At 48.8% G+C, this 19,453-nt stretch carries 14 protein-coding genes and 1 pseudogene; all 15 read right to left on the bottom strand.

What is annotated here, in order from left to right; all coding sequences use genetic code 11:
• Nucleotides 1–1,980, bottom strand: coding sequence for a DNA topoisomerase IV subunit B (gene parE / locus QMK20_RS14380; RefSeq protein WP_283652161.1), 1,980 nt, complete (start codon nucleotides 1,978–1,980; stop codon nucleotides 1–3).
• A gap of 98 nt (nucleotides 1,981–2,078) precedes the next feature.
• Complete coding sequence (locus tag QMK20_RS14385; protein WP_283652162.1) at nucleotides 2,079–3,068, bottom strand: ABC transporter permease; 990 nt, start codon at nucleotides 3,066–3,068, stop codon at nucleotides 2,079–2,081.
• Nucleotides 3,061–4,137 (bottom strand): ABC transporter ATP-binding protein, encoded by a 1,077-nt coding sequence (locus tag QMK20_RS14390; RefSeq protein ID WP_283652163.1) that lies wholly within the window; start codon nucleotides 4,135–4,137, stop codon nucleotides 3,061–3,063. The genes QMK20_RS14385 and QMK20_RS14390 overlap by 8 nt, the downstream gene beginning before the upstream one ends.
• The gene (locus QMK20_RS14395) at nucleotides 4,137–5,084 is read right to left on the bottom strand and encodes a GDSL-type esterase/lipase family protein (protein WP_283652164.1); all 948 of its coding nucleotides are present in this window, start codon (nucleotides 5,082–5,084) and stop codon (nucleotides 4,137–4,139) included. Before QMK20_RS14395 ends, QMK20_RS14390 begins: the two co-directional genes overlap by 1 nt.
• A gap of 266 nt (nucleotides 5,085–5,350) precedes the next feature.
• The gene (locus tag QMK20_RS14400) at nucleotides 5,351–6,031 is read right to left on the bottom strand and encodes a TIGR00266 family protein (protein ID WP_283652165.1); all 681 of its coding nucleotides are present in this window, start codon (nucleotides 6,029–6,031) and stop codon (nucleotides 5,351–5,353) included.
• A 242-nt stretch (nucleotides 6,032–6,273) separates the two neighbouring features.
• A complete protein-coding gene (locus QMK20_RS14405; protein WP_283652166.1) occupies nucleotides 6,274–7,011 on the bottom strand; it encodes a CAP domain-containing protein in 738 nt (245 codons plus the stop codon).
• A 204-nt stretch (nucleotides 7,012–7,215) separates the two neighbouring features.
• Nucleotides 7,216–7,677 (bottom strand): GNAT family N-acetyltransferase, encoded by a 462-nt coding sequence (locus QMK20_RS14410; protein WP_283652167.1) that lies wholly within the window; start codon nucleotides 7,675–7,677, stop codon nucleotides 7,216–7,218.
• Complete coding sequence (purT, locus tag QMK20_RS14415) at nucleotides 7,670–8,854, bottom strand: formate-dependent phosphoribosylglycinamide formyltransferase (RefSeq protein WP_283652168.1); 1,185 nt, start codon at nucleotides 8,852–8,854, stop codon at nucleotides 7,670–7,672. The genes QMK20_RS14410 and purT overlap by 8 nt, the downstream gene beginning before the upstream one ends.
• Nucleotides 8,855–8,982: 128 nt before the next feature.
• The gene (locus QMK20_RS14420) at nucleotides 8,983–10,821 is read right to left on the bottom strand and encodes an ABC transporter ATP-binding protein (protein WP_283652169.1); all 1,839 of its coding nucleotides are present in this window, start codon (nucleotides 10,819–10,821) and stop codon (nucleotides 8,983–8,985) included.
• Nucleotides 10,818–12,593, bottom strand: coding sequence for an ABC transporter ATP-binding protein (locus tag QMK20_RS14425; RefSeq protein WP_283652170.1), 1,776 nt, complete (start codon nucleotides 12,591–12,593; stop codon nucleotides 10,818–10,820). The genes QMK20_RS14420 and QMK20_RS14425 overlap by 4 nt, the downstream gene beginning before the upstream one ends.
• A gap of 349 nt (nucleotides 12,594–12,942) precedes the next feature.
• On the bottom strand, nucleotides 12,943–16,617 hold the full coding sequence (locus tag QMK20_RS14430) for a dynamin family protein (protein WP_283652171.1): 3,675 nt from the start codon (nucleotides 16,615–16,617) through the stop codon (nucleotides 12,943–12,945).
• A gap of 317 nt (nucleotides 16,618–16,934) precedes the next feature.
• Nucleotides 16,935–17,481, bottom strand: a pseudogene (locus tag QMK20_RS14435) (glutathione peroxidase).
• Between the two features lie 103 nt (nucleotides 17,482–17,584).
• Entirely contained in the window at nucleotides 17,585–17,857 is a 273-nt protein-coding gene (locus tag QMK20_RS14440; RefSeq protein ID WP_283652172.1) for an NAD/NADP transhydrogenase alpha subunit, read from the bottom strand.
• A 57-nt stretch (nucleotides 17,858–17,914) separates the two neighbouring features.
• Nucleotides 17,915–18,589: an endonuclease III gene (nth, locus tag QMK20_RS14445; protein WP_283652173.1), complete on the bottom strand. Its 675-nt coding sequence runs from the start codon at nucleotides 18,587–18,589 to the stop codon at nucleotides 17,915–17,917.
• 211 nt (nucleotides 18,590–18,800) lie between these two features.
• Nucleotides 18,801–19,451: a GerMN domain-containing protein gene (locus QMK20_RS14450; RefSeq protein WP_283652174.1), complete on the bottom strand. Its 651-nt coding sequence runs from the start codon at nucleotides 19,449–19,451 to the stop codon at nucleotides 18,801–18,803.
• Nucleotides 19,452–19,453: the final 2 nt, after the last annotated feature.

Consider the following 19,453-nt stretch of genomic DNA (forward strand, 5'->3'; position numbering starts at 1 on the left):
CTACTCTACATACTCCGTAAAATCTACGTTTTCCACAATCCAGCGCTTGCGAGGATCAACCTTGTCGCCCATCAACGTGGACACACGGCGTTCAGCCTTGGCTGCATCCTCAATCTGGACGCGCAGCAAGGTACGTGACTCGGGATTCATCGTTGTTTCCCATAACTGATCAGGGTTCATCTCCCCGAGTCCTTTATAGCGTTGAAGCTCAAAATTCCGTCCAAACTCCTTTAAGTAATTGTCAAGCTGCTCGTCAGTCCAGGCATAACGTACCGTTTCGAGCTTACCTGACTTACGGGTTATTTTATACAATGGCGGTTGAGCGATAAATATGCGTCCCGCATCAATCAGCTCTTTCATATACCGATAAAAGAACGTCAGCAGCAACACTTGAATGTGCGCGCCGTCTGTATCCGCATCCGTCATAATGATGATTTTGGAATAATTGCTGTCTTCCAGCGTAAATTCTGTTCCTACCCCTGCCCCGATTGCTGCTGTAATCGCGCGGTACTCATCATTTTTCATAACATCCGCCAGCTTGGATTTCTCCGGGTTCATCGGCTTGCCCTTCAATGGCAAAATAGCCTGAATTTTGGAATCCCGTCCCTGCTTCGCCGATCCTCCAGCCGAATCACCTTCCACGATAAACAGCTCGTTTCGTGTAAAATCCTTGGACTGCGCAGGCGATAGCTTGCCATTCAGATTAGAGCTTTCACTGCGTTTCTTGCCGGAACGCATTTCGTCACGAGCCTTACGTGCTGCTTCACGCGCTCTGGACGCCTGAACTGCCTTTTTGATTAACGTTTGCGCGACCTGCGGATTTTCCTCCAGAAAACGCTGCATCTGCTCCGATACAATTGCATCCACCGTACTGCGTGCGGAAGCGCTACCCAGCTGATCCTTCGTCTGACCGACGAATTCAACCTCGGCCATCTTGACACTGATTACGGCCATCATTCCCTCACGTAAATCATTGCCTTCCAGATTCTTATCCTTTTCCTTCAGCATTACCGTGCGTCGCGCATAGTCGTTCATGACACGGGTGTAAGCGGTTTTGAAGCCCGTTTCATGCGTACCCCCGCCGCGTGTCGGAATGGAGTTGACAAACGAAGCAATCGTTTCGGTATAACCTGCGTTGTACTGAATGGCAATTTCCACCTCAACGTCTTCCTTCTCCGCGTTGAAGTGAATGACGTCATGCAGCACGTCCTTGCCTTCATTCAGAAAAGCGACAAACTGACTTGCTCCGCCCTCATAAAAATACTCATCCGACTTCCCGCTGCGTTCATCTTTAAGTTGGATACGAAGACCCGAGTTCAGAAAAGCAATTTCCTGAAGCCGTTCGGCCAGCGTATCGTAGTTGAAATGAATGCCTGCCTGGAATACGCGAATATCCGGTTTAAAAGTAATTTTGGTGCCCGTCTTGTTGGTATTGCCCAGCACTTCAAGGCCTGTGGTCGGTTCCCCAACATGCTCCACGCCCTTCTTGTCCTGCCAATATTCAAACCGCTGACGGTGAATCTTGCCGTCCCGGTAAATTTCCACTTCAAGCCATTCCGAAAGAGCGTTCGTTACGGACGCGCCCACACCGTGTAGACCCCCGGACTTTTTATATCCCGAACCGCCGAACTTACCTCCGGCGTGCAAAATGGTAAATACTACCTGCGGTGTAGGAATTCCCGTTTTGTGCATTCCCGTAGGAATACCACGTCCGTTGTCTGTTACTGTAACGGAACCGTCCTTATGCATTGCAATGTCAATGCGGGAGCAAAACTTGGCAAGATGCTCATCCACCGCGTTGTCCACAATTTCCCATACCAAATGATGTAGTCCCGAAGAACTGGTGCTCCCAATATACATGCCCGGCCGTTTGCGAACTGCCACAAGCCCTTCGAGCACTTGAATGTCGTCCACGCCATATTCCGAAGCTCCGTTCTGAGTGCCGGTCGCTCCCGCAGACAAGTCGATTTTGTCGACCATTCATGCTCCCCCTTTGTCTAATCGTAACCGTGTTTTGCCTTATTCTTGATGATTTTCACCAAAAATGCAAACAGATGTTTTCTTTTACCTTGTCCATTTTAATTCAATATATCCCGTTTCGTAAAGACGGCGAATGAAACAATCAGCGCCGCAGCCCCCCAAATGCCCAATACAGCTAAAGAAAACGGCAAGGTCATCCCCTCAATCGGGGCGGGGCTTCCTGATAAATAATCGGTCAATTCGAGGTTAACCATAAATAAATATTTGGCGCTCTGCCAGGATGAGGCCATGTTCGTTAAAATTGTGCCCGAAATGAGCGCAGCCATCATCACCACAATGCTTGCCGCCGTACTACGTACCAGCACCGAAACCATAAAGGCAAGCGAAGCCACCACGAGGCTGACGAACCAGATCAACCCGGCTTGCAGCATCAGATAGTGCCATTGCGGGATCGCATGTACCGCTGACACATCCACCGTGGAGCCAACAATTTGGAAGCCCGTAAATACCGGAACGTTAAAGCCTTTAAAACCAAAAAACAGTCCCGATATAAGATAACTGATCACAAACACAGCCAAAATGATGAGCGAAACGAACATATACAGCGTTAGCAGCTTGCTCAGCAGCACCTTCCACCGCCTGACAGGACGAGTCAGCAGCATTTTTATCGTACCCGTCGTCCGTTCTCCTGAAACCAGATCGGAGGCAATCGCCATAATGAGCAATGGAACGAACAAATTAATGGAATTGTCCATAAACTCTCTGGTAAAGGTTACACCACTTGGTTCATTCGGGTTCACGTCATTTTCCAGATAATATTGCATTTGTTGAACAAATACTCGCCTGTAGGTCTTCCATTCCTCCGGAACCCGGTCGCTTCCCAGCGAATTTTGGTTATCCGTAATGGCCTGACGCAACTCCTGCCGCCAGTCATTGCCGAATTTTTCGCGGTTATTTTCCGCCACCTTCATCTGAGCGTACGTAAAAATCGGCACAAGCACAAGCAAAACAAGTAAAATGACATAAAATCGTTTCTTCTTGATGATTTTGAGTGTTTCATTTTGTACGAGCGGTAAAATGTTATTCAAGAATCTCACCTTCCGTCATTTTCAGGAATAGCTGCTCCAGTGTAGGGTTGATTTTGGTTACACCTTTAACGGAAATGCCGGAAGCCGTCATTTGTACGACCAGCTCCGCGATATGCTCTTCGTCCATTTCTGTAAAAATAGCATCCGCTCCGCTGCCTGCAACAATGCTGTCATCAATCAGTTCATCGGCGTTCGTAATGATTTGTACATGCGGAGAGCCTTCTAACAGGGCAAGACCCTGATCATGGGGCTCCAGTTGCCATACGGCCATACGCGAATGTGTTTCAACCAATTCCCTCACACCGCCAACAGCAAGCACTCGTCCTCGACTGATAATAGCGACACGATCACACAGCAACTGGATTTCACTAAGCAAATGACTGGAAACAAATACAGCCATACCCTCTGCCGCTAACAGACGGATAAAAGCTCTCATTTCCTTGATCCCTTTGGGGTCCAGCCCGTTCGTTGGTTCATCCAGAATAAGCAGCTTGGGTTTGCCAAGCAAGGCCTGGGCAATACCGAGACGCTGGCGCATCCCGAGAGAATACGTACTTACTTTATCATGAATACGGCGATCCAGCCGCACCAGCTCCACCACTTCACGAATACGCTGTTCATCCACACCCGGCTGCATCCGGGCAAAATGCTCCAGATTTTCCCACCCTGTCAGATAGCTGTATACCTCCGGATTTTCCACAATAGAACCGATATGCTGCAATGCCTGCTCCGGATCACGGTTTACATTATGACCACATACGGTAATGGTGCCCTCGGTAGGCTTGATCAGATCGACCAGCATACGGATGGTCGTTGTTTTTCCAGCTCCATTGGGACCAAGAAAGCCAAAAATTTCGCCCGCACGCACATCGAATGTTACATCGTGAATGATCATTTTTCGTCCGATACGCTTTTTGACGTGCTGAACAGAGAGAACGGTTTCGTTGTTGCTTCTGCTTCCGTCTGCACTGCCGAACTGATTGTCGGAATGATAGCCGGATGCTCCATCTGTGGTTGTCGAAGTCCTTGCTACATCGGTCTCGGTCTTGTCAGCAGATTGGATACCCATCACTTGTTCCCTCCCTTCTTCACATCAGCAGGTTGGCTGCTCGTGGACTTTTGTCCATCCTCCGTATTGTCGCCTTCCTTGGCCGCTACTACCGCAAACCCTTGAGCGATACGCTCAGCAATTGCCTGATAGCCCTGTCCGTTAGGATGAAAATGATCAGAGGATAAATAAACCGACAAATTTTGCTGAAATAAATCGAAGGTTGGAATCAGCGTCATATTACTGTTTTGATTGGTAATCGCCATAGCAGCCAGATTCCATTCCGTCACGACGAGATTTCCCGGAATTTTCATTTCCGGCAGGTCACTGAATGGATTATATAGTCCAACGTATATAATTTTAGCCTTCGGATTGATTTTTCCGACTTTTATCAGCACTTTTTGCAAACGCTTGGCTGCATCAGGCAGAGCCTTGCGCAAGCCATTAAGCGTAGGTGGCTCTTTGCCGGTTTGGGCAGCTTGTGCCCCCTGAAACAAATCATTTCCGCCAATGGACACAATAATAACATTGGCCTTTTTCAACACATAGGCCACGCCAGGCTCATCCAGTTTGGTCAAAAGTCCCTGAGTCGTCAGCCCGTTAATGCCCAGATTGTTAATGAGCTGAGCCTTATGGCCTTCCTGATCATTTAACAAGGTCACCGACCGTCGTACAAAACCGCTGCCTGAGTCATCGCCAGTTCCTTTCGCCAGCGAATCTCCAATGGCAGCTACCCGAAACTCCCCCGTCTGAGTTGCAGCGGATGGCGCATTTTGTATCTGCGATGAACCCGAATTTACAGGTTTGGTGCTAACGAGCGGCTCTGGAGCCGTAATGCTTCGTACTGCGGTAATAAATCCGTACAATAATAGCAGTGTGGCGGCGATGGACACGGAACCGACAGACCGCCAGATCCATTTTGATGAATTCACTCGTGTTCCCTCCTGATAACTTGGTGAAATAAACATAAAGCTTCTCATATCATTTTGCAAATAAACCGTTCTGAGTGTTATGAAGCATACATAGCATTTTGCAACAATCCCAAGAGCGATTTCAAATCAGCAATATAGAGATCGAAACGGTTTAGTTCGTCTATTTATTGTACTTTCGAGCGTTGGGAATCGAATGATGCAAAATGCTGAAGTATGCTAAAAAGGATGGCATATCGCCATCCTTTTTATTACGACTTTTTGGTTCGTACAGCTCATCCTTTACCTCTGCATAGATGAAAACCTCACTTGCTATCGGGTATAAAGCTTTTGATCCATTGTCCGAAGCTGCCCGGATTTCTGGTTTGGATCAATACCGTCCCCTCGCCGCGAAAACGGCATACAAGTGCTTCTCCGCTCGTTACACTGGACAACCAGCCTTTGGACGCTTTTTCAATTTTGTAATCCATATAGTCTGGCCATGCCACCAGATGAGCGTTATCAATAATACGCTCCTCTCCGGGTGCAACATAAATCGGATGAATGGCTCCGTAAGAGGATAAAAACACTGTTCCGCGACCGCTGATTTCAACGATAAAAAAACCTTCGCCCGAGAACAATCCTTTCATCAGATTCTGCATTTTAGTGCTGACCTCAATGCCCTCCGTACACGCCAAGAAGCCATCCTTTTGCACCAAAAGTCTATACGTACCGTCCAATTCTACTGCTTGTACATCGCCTATACTTGCCGGAGCAAGCAGCACTTCAGCTGGCCCTCGAGATGCTCTCAGCTCCTGAAAAAAGAATTTCTCCCCGCTCAGCATCCGGCCTAAACCGCGCAACAATCCACCATCCACAGTCCCCTTTATATCCACGCTGGAAGACATGGAAACCATAGCTCCCATCTCCGCTTTAATCGTTTCTCCGGGGTTCATCTGTACCTTGAGCATAGCAAAAGCACCTTCATGCACAATTTCGTAGCTCATTCGTTCACCTGACTTTCCCATAAGTTATTAGTTATCAATATAGCTTTGTGTTATCATACTATACTTGCCGTACTTATGCCTGTTCTTGCATATAAGTAAAAGTGATAGATAAGCACACCCGTAGAGGGGCAAACAGCGTAAAAAGCCCGCTGAACGTGTCAGCAGGCCTTGAATTTAGCGTTAGGTTGTCAGTATAATGTCATAACATAATGACGTTTGAAACGCTTTTTTATGATCGACTTTTAGTTACGTGTAAATTCCTGTACCCAGTATCCATTATAGTAAGCTACACCGATTTGTGTATATTCTGCCTTCAAAATATTTTCACGGTGTCCCTGACTGTTCATCCAGGCTTTCATAACTTCTTGCGGCGTTTGTTGTCCCATCGCAATATTTTCACCCGCATACGTATAAGTTACGCCGAATTTCTTCATCATATCAAATGGTGAGCCGTAAGTCGGTGATGTATGGGAAAAGTAATTATTTGTACTCATATCCTTCGCCTTGGCCAAAGCTACTTCGGTAAGCTTCGCGTTAGAAGCGAGTGGGCTCAAACCTTTTTGGCTACGCTCGTTATTCACCAGTTTTACTACTTCTGCTGCAAATTGAGACTTACTGAGCTGTGCATCCGAACCGGCGGACTGACCTGCTCCTGAATTCGTATTTTGAGCTTTCGACTGTTTGTTGGTAGCAGGCTGTGAACCTTTTTGGTTAGCCGGCTTTGCCACTTGCTTGTCGGAAGAAGGATTCGTCGTCTTTGTTTTCGCTTGATCCTGTCCGGACAAATCCTGAATTACGGTCTTCGTAATCGTAGTCGTTCCATTAGAGGTATTCACCGTAAATCCGTTATCCTTGAACCATTGTTGTAATTGGGCAGACAAATCGTCAGCTGGTGAAGCTGATGCCGGAACGATGAATCCTGCGGATAACATAGCGGTTAAACTTCCCATCACCAGTGTTTTTTTCAACATATTCTTCATTTCGTCATCTCCTTGTTGTATAGTGCCTTGTTGTGAACCTGCCTGGTTACAACTTTGTAATCTTTACTCTAGCAGTATAACATGTTTCATAGCAGGATCAATGGTATAAAAGTTGGAAAAAAATAGCCCCGCTCGGCAATGGCCTAAACGGGACTGATCTATGGTAATGAGGCTCTGAATATAATCCGGGCTTGTACAGGGCTGTTATTTAAGCTTTTTGCTAAAACGGTAGCCTTGCTTTTCAAAGCCGATTCGGTTGTAGAAAGCTTGGGCCTCTATTTGTTTGATGCGGTTATTCGCTCCGGTAATGAACAAATGAAAGCTTCCTTGTGCACGTCCCCACTCCTCACCGCAGGCCACCAAGCGCTTGCCGATGCCCTCGCCGCGATACTCCTTGCTCACGACCAGCATGGTGATTTGTACGGCAGGATCAGGATAAGCCAGGCTTTGAGCCGTATGCATGCCGATTACGCCGACAACACGACCATCCATTTCTGCGACCATCATATTTGCTTGGCAGTCCTCCTGCGTAGTTCCCATAACTTCTTTCATCACACCACAAGTCATCGGATATCCGACTTCTCTTAGCAGTCCTGTTACGGCTTCGCAATCGCCAAGCTCTACGGAACGAATTGTCAGTACTGGAAACATCACATTGTTAGACATGATTTACCTCCACTTTCAGCATATTGGCAGCTTCTTTGGCCGTCTTCCGTGCTGTTTCCACATCTCCCGCAGCGCTAAGCGCTACAGCCATCCGGCGTCCCGGCTTGGTTTCAGGCTTCCCGAACACTCGCACCTGTGTCCGGGGTAGCAATAATGCATCATACAGACCACCGATTACAAAATCCCGCGTAGCTTGTTTTGCCTTCAAGGTAGCCGAAGCCCCAGGGGTTAGCAGTGTAACCGACAGTATCGGGAATCCGAGAATGGCCCGTACGTGAAGCGCAAATTCCGACAAATCCTGCGTAATCATCGTTACCATTCCCGTATCATGCGGACGGGGGGATACTTCACTGAATACGACGCCATCAGCCGTTAAAAACAGCTCTACGCCAAACAATCCGTAACCACCCAGTTCATCCGTAATCGTACGGGCAATGTCCTCCGCGTCCGAAAGTTGCTTGTCCGTCATGCCATGAGGTTGCCAAGATTCGACATAATCCCCATCCTTTTGAATGTGGCCAATCGGTGGGCAAAAAGTCGTACCCGATACCGATCTGACAGTCAATAACGTAATTTCACTTTCAAACGGAACAAAAGCTTCAACAATGACACGTGTTGTTTTGGCACGTGCGCCTTCCAACGCCGTATTCCAGCAGGATTCCGCTTCCTCGGGTGTCCGGCATACAGACTGCCCTTTACCCGACGAACTCATCAAGGGCTTGACCACGCATGGCGTGCCCAGCTCATGAACCGCTGACCGCAACTGCTCAAAATGATCTGCAAAGCGGTAGGCGGCGGTCGGAAGTTGCAACTTCTCGGCAGCAAGCCTGCGAATGCCCTCCCGGTCCATCGTAAGACGGGCGGCCCGGGCCGTTGGAACTACGTAAAATCCCTCTTGCTCCAATTCTTCCAAAGCACCCGTAGCAATAGCTTCGATTTCAGGTACAATTATGTCGGGCTTTTCCTTGCGAATCAGTGCCTTCAATGCCTCAGCATCCTGCATATCCAAACAATAAGAACGATGAGCCACCTGCATTGCTGGAGCCAGTTCATAGCGGTCTACAGCAATACATTCCACGCCAAGCCGCTGAGCTTCAATAATGACTTCTTTTCCCAATTCGCCGCTACCCAGCAGCAGCATCTTTTTAGCCCCAGCAGAAAAAGGAGCACCCCACATCTTGAACTCTTCCCCCTCTGAAGATATTGCTCTGATCTCTTTTCATCTTTATTTTCAGGGTTTAGCTCCAAGAATGCAATAGCGCTCCGCATTTAAATTTACAAAAATCGCGATTTTTTGATCTTTTTTTACAAAAATCTGAACTGTGCTTCCACCAGCCCCCGATAAATTCCATGTTTTTTCATCAATTGTTCATGATTCCCACTTTCTTGGATCTGCCCATGATCCAGCACGACGATATGATCGGCATTCCGAATGGTGGACAAACGATGAGCAACCATGAAGGAGGTTCTGCCTTCCAGCAGCACCTGAAGAGCCTCCTGAATTTTCAGTTCTGTTTCCGTATCTATACTGGCTGTGGCTTCATCCAATATGAGAATTCGTGGATTAGCCAGTAAAGCGCGGGCAAAAGATAGCAGCTGGCGCTGGCCCATGGACAGCATACCGCCCCGCTCCTCTACCTCTGTTTCATAGCCGCCCGGCAAATGAACGATGAATTCATGAGCATTGACTGCCTTCGCAGCCGCTTCAATTTCCTCATCCGTTGCATCCAGTCGACCGAATCGAATATTATCGCGAATCGTACCTGAAAAAATAAATGTATCCTGAAGTACGATGCTAATTTGGCTACGCAAGCTCTCCACCGTTACATCACGCACATCATGGCCGTCAATCATAAGTCGCCCTGATGTAATGTCATAAAACCGGCTGAGCAGGTTAATGATTGTGCTTTTACCAGATCCGGTATGCCCGACAAGCGCAATGGACTGACCCGCCTCGACAGAGAGATTAATGCCTTTAAGCGCCTGACGTCCCTTTTCATATTCAAAAACAACTTCTTCAAAATGGATATCGCCGCGAATGGACGGTAGGTCTTTGGCTCCCGGCTTATTCGCAATATTCGGCTGTTCATCCATAAACTCAAAAATTCTTTCAGACGAAGCCATCGCAACCAGCAACTGGTTGTACATTTGGCCCAGTCGATTAATCGGGTCCCAAAAGTTCCCCACATAGTTGGCAAACGCAACCAGCAGACCTACCGTAAGCTGATCCGTCTGAATCAGATGTGCCCCGAACCAGAACAGCACAAGCGTACCCAAGCCTCCGGTAATATCAATGAGCGGGCCGAAGATCTGATTCATGGCCGATGCTTTATCCCAAGATCGTTTGCTGGAGCTGTTCATGTTATCGAAATAAGCCATGTTTTCCTGCTCCTGCGTGTACGCCTGCGTCACACGGATACCCTGAATGGATTCATTCAGATGAGAGTTGATACGGGAATTCTTCATGCGTACTTCCTGCCAGGCACGGCGGATGCGCACACGCAGCTTGGTAGAGATTAAAAACATGATCGGAACAGTCACGATGACCGCCAGACCAAGCTTCCAGTTAATCAGCAGCAAAATGACGATGATTCCAGTGAGCTGTACACAGTCAATCAGGACATTCACCGCACCATTCGTAAATAGATCCTGAAGCGAGTTGATGTCATTCGTAACGCGTACCAATACAGATCCAGCCGGTCTTTTATCAAAAAAGTTGAAGGAAAGCTTCTGAATATGCTTGAACAGATCCTCACGCAGATCGTAAATGACACGTTGACCGATAATATTTGTGAATTTAATGCGGTACGTACTGGCTGCCCATTGAATTAAATATAGCAACAGCACTGCTCCAGTTATAAGCAGCAGCAATTTTACACTCGGCAGTGCAGGCCCTACGGGAGCAATCGCCTTGTCAATGGCCAGACTGATCAGATAGGGAACGGTCAACTTGGTGATGGTACCAAGAATCATCATGACCAGTAGTATCGGCAGGATCTGCCGGGCGTAAGGCTTCATGTATGCGAGCAACCGTTTGAATTCGGACCAGTTAAACGGTTTGTCGATGATATCATCATCCTGGTACACAAATCGCTCATTCATTGGTTTTTGAAGCGTTTTGGCTTTTTCAGCGGGTACATTCATGGTCTCACCTGCCTTTCGGATGCACCGTCAGGAGTCTGGGCTATGTAGTCAGCGTATTGAATATGATACACATCCTGATACGGACCTGGAGTAGCAATGAGCTGTTCATGCGTTCCTCGCTGGGCTATCTGCCCTTCCTCCAGCACTACAATTTCATCAGCATGACGAAGTGAAGAAATACGGTGAGCAATAATAAAGGTCGTCCGTCCTCGCATAACCTCTTGAAAACCGGTCTGGATTTCATGCTCCGTCTCCATATCGACCGCGCTGGTCGCATCATCAAGCACCAAAATTTTCGGATTTTTGAGTAGTGCGCGTGCGATGGCAATCCGTTGCTTTTGCCCACCAGACAGCCCCAGTCCCCGTTCACCGACAACTGTGTCATAGCCCAATGGCAGCTCGGTAATAAATTCATGCGCCTGAGCCAGCTTGGATACGCGTATAATGTCATCCATACTGACATGGCTTAGTCCATAAGCAATGTTGTTACGGATGGAAGATGAGAACAGGAACGTCTCCTGGAACACGGAAGATATTTGAGCACGTAAATCACGGATTTTCAAATGGCGTATTTCCGTTCCATCCAGCTTGATGCTGCCTGCGTTCACATTGTAAGCTCGCATAAGCAGTTGAATAATGGTGGATTTACCTGATCCGGTTCCGCCCAAAATACCGATGACTGATCCCGGGGGCGCATCCAGGTTGATGTCAACCACAGCGGGTAGCTTATTCCCGTAAGCAAAAGTGACATGCTCAAATGTGACATGGCCCTCCACCTCGTCAGCATCGAGCGACAGAGCATCAGCTTCATCGGTAACATCCACCGATTGATTCAATAGCTCCAAGACCCGTTCACCAGAAGCTTTGGACTGGGTATAGTTATTGATATGGAAGCCAATGTTCCAGATGGGGCCGATAATATACCAAATTAAGCTAAAAAAGGCGACAAGCTGACCCAGGGTCAGCGACTTTTCAATAACCAGATAGCCCCCCATGCCCAGCAGAAGAACCACACTGACAGAAGCAATCAGCTCCATGGCGGGGAAGAAACGGCTCCACAGGGAAGCAGCTTGAATTTGATTACTTTTGTATTGCTCATTTCGCACTGAAAATTTTTCAACCTCATATGATTCGCGGGCAAATGATTTGACGGTGCGCACGCCTGTTATATTTTCCTGCACCGCTGTCGTCAAGGCGCTGAGCGCAATCCGCATTTCCTGAAAGGTGGGGTGAATTCGGGATTCGAACTTAAACGTGACGAAGAGCAGCAAAGGCATGCTGATCATCGTAAAGAGGGTGAGTTGCCAGTTGATATACAGCATCATCATAGATCCGAATACGACCATCAGTACCACATTGAGGATTTGGGCAAAACCAAACCCGATAAAGTTGCGAATCGCCTCCAGATCACCCGTCAAACGGGACATGAGATCGCCAGTTTTGGCAGTGTCATAATATCTGAAGGACAAAAATTGCAGCTTTTCATAACAAGCATTGCGGAGTCGGTAGGCCAGATAGTTACCCAGCCGTCCACCAAAAAATCCGTGTAAAAATTGCATAAAACCTTTGACGATCACGACTCCCAGCACAGTTAGAGCCAGTGCCGGAACTTTCCCGAAGTCACCGGGGATGATAGCGTTATCAATTAGCCTTTGGAGCAGGTTTGGATACACCAGTCCCAGGGCCGTCGCTATCGCAAGGCATAGAATAGAAAGAAACAGATAATGTCTCCTCTCACGAAAAAAGCCCTGCAATTGCCTGAGCACTTCCATGTCAATGTCCCTCCATTAGTTGCACGACGTTGTTATATGGCTTAGTGAAGTTTACCATTCGCATTCCAAGGGGGCAAAGAGGATAACTGGCCGTTTTCAGGCAGGTTCGCAATTGGCGGGTGATTAGACAAATTAAATCGCTTTCTTATCATTGAATATGGCTAATTACTCGTTATTGCTGTCTTTTTGAAGCATGCTTAAAACACCGGGTTGTCCCGCAACCCGGTGTCCTGATGAAAGATATGCTTGTCCATGAAGCGACGGTAGCCCGCAATCTATGGATGGAATGCTTATTAGGCGGCTGATTAGGTTATTTGAAAAAATGAACTTAGGCAATGTGTGGCAAGAATTACGTTAGCGATTCTTCCTGCTCCAAGGCGACAATCCGACTGGCAAGCTCTTCCCAAACCTGTGGCTGCTCACCACCCGTAAGTGCATGCTCCATACCGCGAATCGTCTCCAGCATCTGCTCCCGAAGCTGAGTCGTCTGCCACATTTGTTCCTCCTGTACCAGCATAATGTAAAAAGAGGACATTCGTTCTCGCTGTTGCTCTACAGCTTCCCCGATTCTCTCGCGCAGCACTGGCTCCAGTTTGGTTTGCAGACCCGCACGGCCAGATCCTTCAAAAAATAGCTTTGGATTTTTAAAGCTGCCCCAATATTCTTTCCAATGGACGGACTCCTGTAAGGAAATTTCAATCAGTTCGGGAACAGCCCATTCTCTGGGTTCAGGAACCGTGCAATCCAGTCCTTCCAGCTGATGGTTCATGTCCTCTACACACCGCTGTATAGCCTTGCGTACCAAGCTTTGTCCCGTTTTTTCCAGCCTCAGCGTGGTTGCCAGCAATTCTTGTGACAGTTCCAGTTCGATCAGGCGCATCAGCTCACGGCCACAGGAAGCAAATGCTGAACGAAGATCGCCCACACCTTCCCGCAGGACAGACGGATGAAACGCCTCCGCGATAAACTCTCCAGTCCGATAAGCCAGCCGTTGACGTACGTGAAACAGCAGTTCATCGGTTTCCCCAGACAACACGGCTGCACCACTGCTATCAGACAGGCTCAGTAGTGTTTGCTCCAGTCCCTCGCGGATATGGTTTATTCGCTCCAACCGCCCTTCGCGTTCCTCCACGCTATATCTGGCATCTGCGGCGTGTTGCACTATCCGGCTTCGCAACCGCCCCAGCTCCTGCATGGCGGAAGCAATGGACAATCCGGCCAGCTCTTCGGCTGCAAATGCTGAAAAATCATCTTCAAACGCATCAAAACCTGAAGCCGCACGCAGCGAAGCCTCTCCTTGCTCGGCTGCTTCCAGCGCCAGCATACTGGACAGCGGATAAATACGCGGCTTACGAATCCCGTTCGCTTGCAGTTGCTCATGCACATGCCGGGTTACGGATTGTAGCTCTTCTTCGGACGAAGCGAGGTCCGCTGCATTGACGATGAAAAAGGTCTGATCCAGCGCCAACGTCTCTTTCACCCGGCCCAATTGATTCAAAAATTGACGGTCTCCTTGAGTGAACGCATGATTATAGTACGTGACAAATACAAGAGCGTCCGCATGCTTCATATAATTGAAGGTCACACCTGTGTGACGCGCATTGACTGAATCCGCTCCAGGCGTATCCACAAGCACGATCCCCTGACGGGTCAGAGGGCAGTCATAATAAAGGTCAATATGCTCCACAAAGCATGACTTATGCTCGGATGCAACAAAATCCCGATATTGCTCCAGATTTACTTGAAGCTGCTGGCCCAGCAAACTTTCAGCTTCTTCCCATCCAGCGGCGGCAGCCTTCAAAAAGCTGTAATGGGGCCGCCCGGCAGGGTGAATGCCTTCGGGGGATAACGCATGTACGGTATCCTGCCATCCCTCTGCACCCGGTTCTCCCAGCCCTAACAGCCGAAACGAGTATTTAAGGTCTTCCCGCAAAGCGTCCACTGATTTCATATGGACGTCTGCGGTAGCATGGCGCTCCTTGCTTGCGGGCGCCATAATCCGGTTAATCGCCGCTGTCGTCGGATGCGGCGATACAGGCAACACCGCTTCGCCCAGCAAAGCGTTGGCGAAGCTGGACTTCCCGGCGCTGAACGCTCCGAACAGCGCCAGCGTGAACCGCCCGCCTTCCAGCGCAGCGGCGCGGGCGTGCAAATCCCGTACTGCAGCTTGCATGGCAGGGTACGGGCTCAACAATGCAGCGGCGGCCTCCAATCGGGACGCTGCTGCATCCAGCCGCGTGCGGCGGCCTCCGGCGGCGGGCTGTGCTGCCGTCGTGCCTGCAAGCGGCTGCGCCGCTGCGGCGTGTGCGCCAGCGGCGGCAGTACGCGCAGCGCCCGCTGGCGCGGCCGAAGCCGCAGCGGTGGTTTCCGCCGCAGGCGCTGGCGCGGCCGCCTGGGGCAACGCGTCAGGCGCGGCTGCTTGCGGAAGCAGGCTGCGCAGCACGGTGGCGTGCGCAGCCGAGGCGCTTAGGCGGGCGCGATAACGGCCTGCCGCGTCCGCCTGCGCCAGCAGCTCGGTGCGCGCGGACGCAAGCGCCGCGCGGCGTGCTTCGGCCTGCGCAGCTAGCTGCGCCAGCATGCGATCTGCCAGCGCCAGCGCCTTGCAGCGGCAATCTGCCGTAACGGCGCTGCGCAGATCCTTGCAATAGTTCAGCGTATACTCCGACGACAACGCGGTTTCCTTCACCGTCTGCTCAATCAGTCTCCGATCCGTCACAGGACGAATTTCGTCCAGCTCCTGCTCCATCGCAGCCGACCACAAACCATGCCCATCCCCCCAGGAACGCAGCAGCTCTCGAACATGAGGAAGCAACTGCCCCTCCACCTGATCAGCCAGCATACCAGTCAGTCGTTCTAAACGGTTTTCCTTCTCCCGCTCCGTCTTTCCCCCGGCAAACCATAGCCCGGCCTTGAAGCCCGGCTTGCGGCTCTCCAAATATTCGCCCGCCGCCTCACGCAGCTCCGCAGGTGTCAAATGGGCATGCTCCAGTACATGATCCAACTCTTGCCGCAGCCGTTTATGCTCCTGCTCCGCCAGCATCAGCCAGCGTTCATCCTCTTGCTGCAAAACTTCCAGCTCCATATCCAGACGCGAAATGGCTTCCTCCCCGCCTGCCTCTTCCAGCAACGTGTTCAGTTCCTCTTCCTCCGCAGCCTGTACAGCCTCCACATGTTGATCCGCCAAATGGCGCATGGAGGAAACCAAACTGTACGACAATAGCTCTGTTTTTCGCTCCAACAGTGCTTTGATTAGCAACGGCAGCTCTTTCCATTGGTTCCAAGGATGGTTTTGCTCTTTCAAGGAGGTGAACAGTATATCCGTGTAATGAACCTGCCAAGCATGAAAGCTAGCCTCCACCTCACTACGATAACGTGTAAATGAAAGCTCTCGCTCTCGATGCTTATCTATTTGGTTAATAATCAAATATAACGGCTTGCCCCAATCCGACAGACTTTTGGCAAAGGACAAGTTATTTTCCGATTGAATATGGTTATAATCCATCACATAAAAAACAATATCCGCCCAGTGCAAAGCAGAATGTGTCGCCAGCGCATGGCCGTGGTCCGTAGAATCGACACCAGGTGTATCCAGCAGTACCCCTCCGCCAGCTAACATCGGGACATCCTCCCATACCTGAACCGATTCGTAAGCTCCGCCATTTTTACAATATTCAGCCAGCTCGGACAGAGAGGTTTCCAGCACCTCCGGCTCCGGGTTTTCTGATGTTTTGGCCGGATGAATTAGCGCTCTCGAACGTCCGTAACGGATGGACACCACATTAGCGCTCGTAGGAACCGGCCCGGAAGGCAGCACTGTTTTGCCGCACAGACTGTTGATCAAGCTCGATTTCCCAGCGGAAAAATGCCCGCAAAATGCAATGGTCAGTTCCTCTGCATCCGCCTTCTCCAGCAAGTCAGCTACGGCTTTCGCTCCTTCCTCATCCCCGGCTGTGCGCAAAAAATTCCGTAACTGTTCTATCGTATTCATTTCTTCCCGAGCATTCCCTGTAATCGTTTGCATCATAAGCTATAGTTCCACTCCTTGTCCCTTAACTACCTCAAATAGCTTTATTGTAGCATTCCTTAGGCGCTGTGAGAATCATCACAGTTCAGGTTTTTGCAAAAATCCACAAAGCGACGTGTAACCAGCAATATATAGATCGAAAATGATTTTATTCGTCTATATATTGCACCTTGGAGCGACTGGAATCGAATTTTGCAAAATCCTGAATTAAAAAAGATGTTAAAAAAAGGCGCTCCCCGCCATGTACATGACTTTGGGAAACCGCCTTTTTATCAATAGTACCAATAAGTTCATCTCATTCTGTCCAAAACTGATCTTTACAGCAAAGCTTCAATATCCTCTTCCATATCCAGGGGATCCGTCGTCGCCTCAAAGCGTTTGACCACTTTCCCGTTCCGATCAATCAGGAATTTTGTAAAATTCCATTTGATCGAATCTCCAGCTAAGTATTCAGGATGACGCTCATGAATTAAAGGAATAAGTATTTTGGCAACCGAATGCGTTTCATCAAAGCCCTCAAAGGGGCAACGACGAAGAAAGATATGTAAACAACGGGTGAGCCTGCTTATCACGTACATCCACCTTTTGGAACATGGGGAACGCAACGCCATAATTCAGGGTACAAAATGCATGCACGCTGTCATTGGAATCCGGCTCCTGATCGGCAAACTGATTACACGGAAAGCCGAGAATCACCAAACCTCTATCCTTATAGTGATCATACAAACGCTGCAAATCCTGATATTGAAATGTAAAACCGCACTGGCTGGCTGTATTTACAATTAATACCACTTTATCTTTAAAATCACTAAGGGAGATTTCCTTACCGTTCATTGCAACGGCTGAATAATCATAAATGCTCATTTAAGAATAACTCCTCTGTAAGTTATACACCATGCGCCCCGAGGCTGGTTAGACCAGCCGAGCCGCTTACGGCGGAGCATGCAAGCATGTCCGCTAATTGAACTTAATTTGTTGCCGTCTCAAGCACTGGCAGCAAAATTTCGAATACTTGACCATGCTGCAAAATTGTAATTCCGCGGGATTTGTCCTTCATTACGACTACTTCCGGCTTTTGAGACATACGCTCCAGATAATACTCAGGTACATCACCAGAATGGCTAACTGTGATTCCTTCAAGCTCGCGCTCTTCGTTTTCAGCAAACTCCGATGTTACGATTTGCTCAAAAATATCGGAAAAAGCCTCAAAATTGTCTGTATATACCGAAATGCATTTCATACTCTTCATCCTTTTCTACACTTAAATGGTTAAACCCTCGTAATCTCTGCGGGGTCTTTAAGCTCTACGTTCCTTATCTTTCCTGATCAGGGACGTTTTCATACGTTTCTTGCCTTCCCTGCATACATCGAGCAACGGACATACCTGACATTGAGGGTTTTGCGCTTTGCAGTGATAGCGGCCGAAAAAAATGAGCCTGTGATGGGTCAAGGACCATTCGTCCCTAGGTACCCTTTTCATCAGCTTTTTTTCCACCTCTAGCACTGAATCGTCCCATCCCGCAAAGCCCAGTCGTTTGGAAACACGCTCTACATGCGTATCTACCGCAATAGCTGGTACATTAAAAGCGGTGGACACAACGACATTAGCCGTCTTGCGCCCAACACCGGGAAGCTTGACCAACTCATCATGCTCAGACGGTATTTCTCCGCCGTACTGGTCTATCAATAAACGGCACAGGTTTTGAATATGCTTAGCCTTGTTCCGGTACAAGCCGATTCTGCGGATATCCTGCTCCAGTTCTTCAATGGGAACAGCCAAATAATCCTCGGGTGTCTTGTATTTTTGAAACAGGTCTGCCGTTACTTTATTCACCATCTGATCGGAGCATTGAGCAGACAATAACACAGCAATCGTTAATTCAAAAGCATTGTCATGGTTCAACTCACAATGGGCATCCGGAAACATCGTACCGATGGTGTCCAATATATGACGTGCGGTTGCTGCATTCACGGAATCCTACCTCCTACCAAAAAAAACGTCTTGATACGGGATAGCCCGCATCAAGACGGTCACTCTAAATAATCATCCGAAAAGAAACGAATACTATTTGTGCATGACTGCCTGCATAGGCGAGAAATACACTCCTATATTAACATTAACTGTCACAGATTGCACGAGAAAAGTGTGTAATTCCCAAGAAATTTTCATACAGTCTGATCTGTTAACGGTTCATCGGATGATCCAGGTCTACATGTCCCATTAAGGATTCCAGGGATTGACCATCTACGAGCAAATCCAGCGTTTTGACTTCCTTGAACTGGAACATCGTTTTCTTCAAAGCGTCAATAGCCAATTCCTCGCCGCCTGCACCCAGACGAGCCTCGTCCGGCAGGGAAATATCAAACGTCAATGCTCCATTGTCCAATTTGATTTTATGCACGGAAATTTTCTCGGACCATAACGGTATCAGAGTAGAATTCCCACTCTTTTGCAGAGCTTCAAACGCCTTTTGGAATTTTTCCAGCTCGCTTGGGTAGGTAATTTCCTTTTTCTGTTCCTTCAAACCTGTCTCTTGTGTATCGGTGTAGTACACCGTGATCTGTTGAGTTTGGCGGTCTCCTGATTTTACCGTATCCGTCTTGGTGTTTGTAGGCTCGGTTGACGAGGATGCAGGTGTTTGACTCGCTCCGTTATTTTCAGCAGACTGAGTCGATGAATCAGGGATCGTTTGTTCTAATGTGCTATTTTGCGCCGCAGACGTTTTTGTTTCCTGAGATGGAGCAGCAGGAGCGGCTGTCTCCTTGGAGGCGCAGCCTGCACCTGCAATAGCAAACAGTGCCAGCAGACCTGCGATTACGATTTTCTTGTTCATAT

The sequence above is a fragment of the Paenibacillus sp. RC334 genome (genome assembly GCF_030034735.1).
Classification (GTDB): domain Bacteria; phylum Bacillota; class Bacilli; order Paenibacillales; family Paenibacillaceae; genus Paenibacillus; species Paenibacillus terrae_A.

Coding starts and splice junctions, on each gene's coding strand:
- QMK20_RS14450 (WP_283652174.1), bottom strand. CDS start 19,451: ATGAACAAGAAAATCGTAATCGCAGGTCTGCTGGCACTGTTTGCTATT.
- QMK20_RS14425 (WP_283652170.1), bottom strand. CDS start 12,593: ATGGAAGTGCTCAGGCAATTGCAGGGCTTTTTTCGTGAGAGGAGACAT.
- QMK20_RS14420 (WP_283652169.1), bottom strand. CDS start 10,821: ATGAATGTACCCGCTGAAAAAGCCAAAACGCTTCAAAAACCAATGAAT.
- QMK20_RS14395 (WP_283652164.1), bottom strand. CDS start 5,084: ATGTTTATTTCACCAAGTTATCAGGAGGGAACACGAGTGAATTCATCA.
- QMK20_RS14400 (WP_283652165.1), bottom strand. CDS start 6,031: ATGAGCTACGAAATTGTGCATGAAGGTGCTTTTGCTATGCTCAAGGTA.
- QMK20_RS14405 (WP_283652166.1), bottom strand. CDS start 7,011: ATGAAGAATATGTTGAAAAAAACACTGGTGATGGGAAGTTTAACCGCT.
- QMK20_RS14440 (WP_283652172.1), bottom strand. CDS start 17,857: ATGAAATGCATTTCGGTATATACAGACAATTTTGAGGCTTTTTCCGAT.
- QMK20_RS14410 (WP_283652167.1), bottom strand. CDS start 7,677: ATGTCTAACAATGTGATGTTTCCAGTACTGACAATTCGTTCCGTAGAG.
- purT (WP_283652168.1), bottom strand. CDS start 8,854: ATGTGGGGTGCTCCTTTTTCTGCTGGGGCTAAAAAGATGCTGCTGCTG.
- QMK20_RS14390 (WP_283652163.1), bottom strand. CDS start 4,137: ATGGGTATCCAATCTGCTGACAAGACCGAGACCGATGTAGCAAGGACT.
- QMK20_RS14430 (WP_283652171.1), bottom strand. CDS start 16,617: ATGATGCAAACGATTACAGGGAATGCTCGGGAAGAAATGAATACGATA.
- parE (WP_283652161.1), bottom strand. CDS start 1,980: ATGGTCGACAAAATCGACTTGTCTGCGGGAGCGACCGGCACTCAGAAC.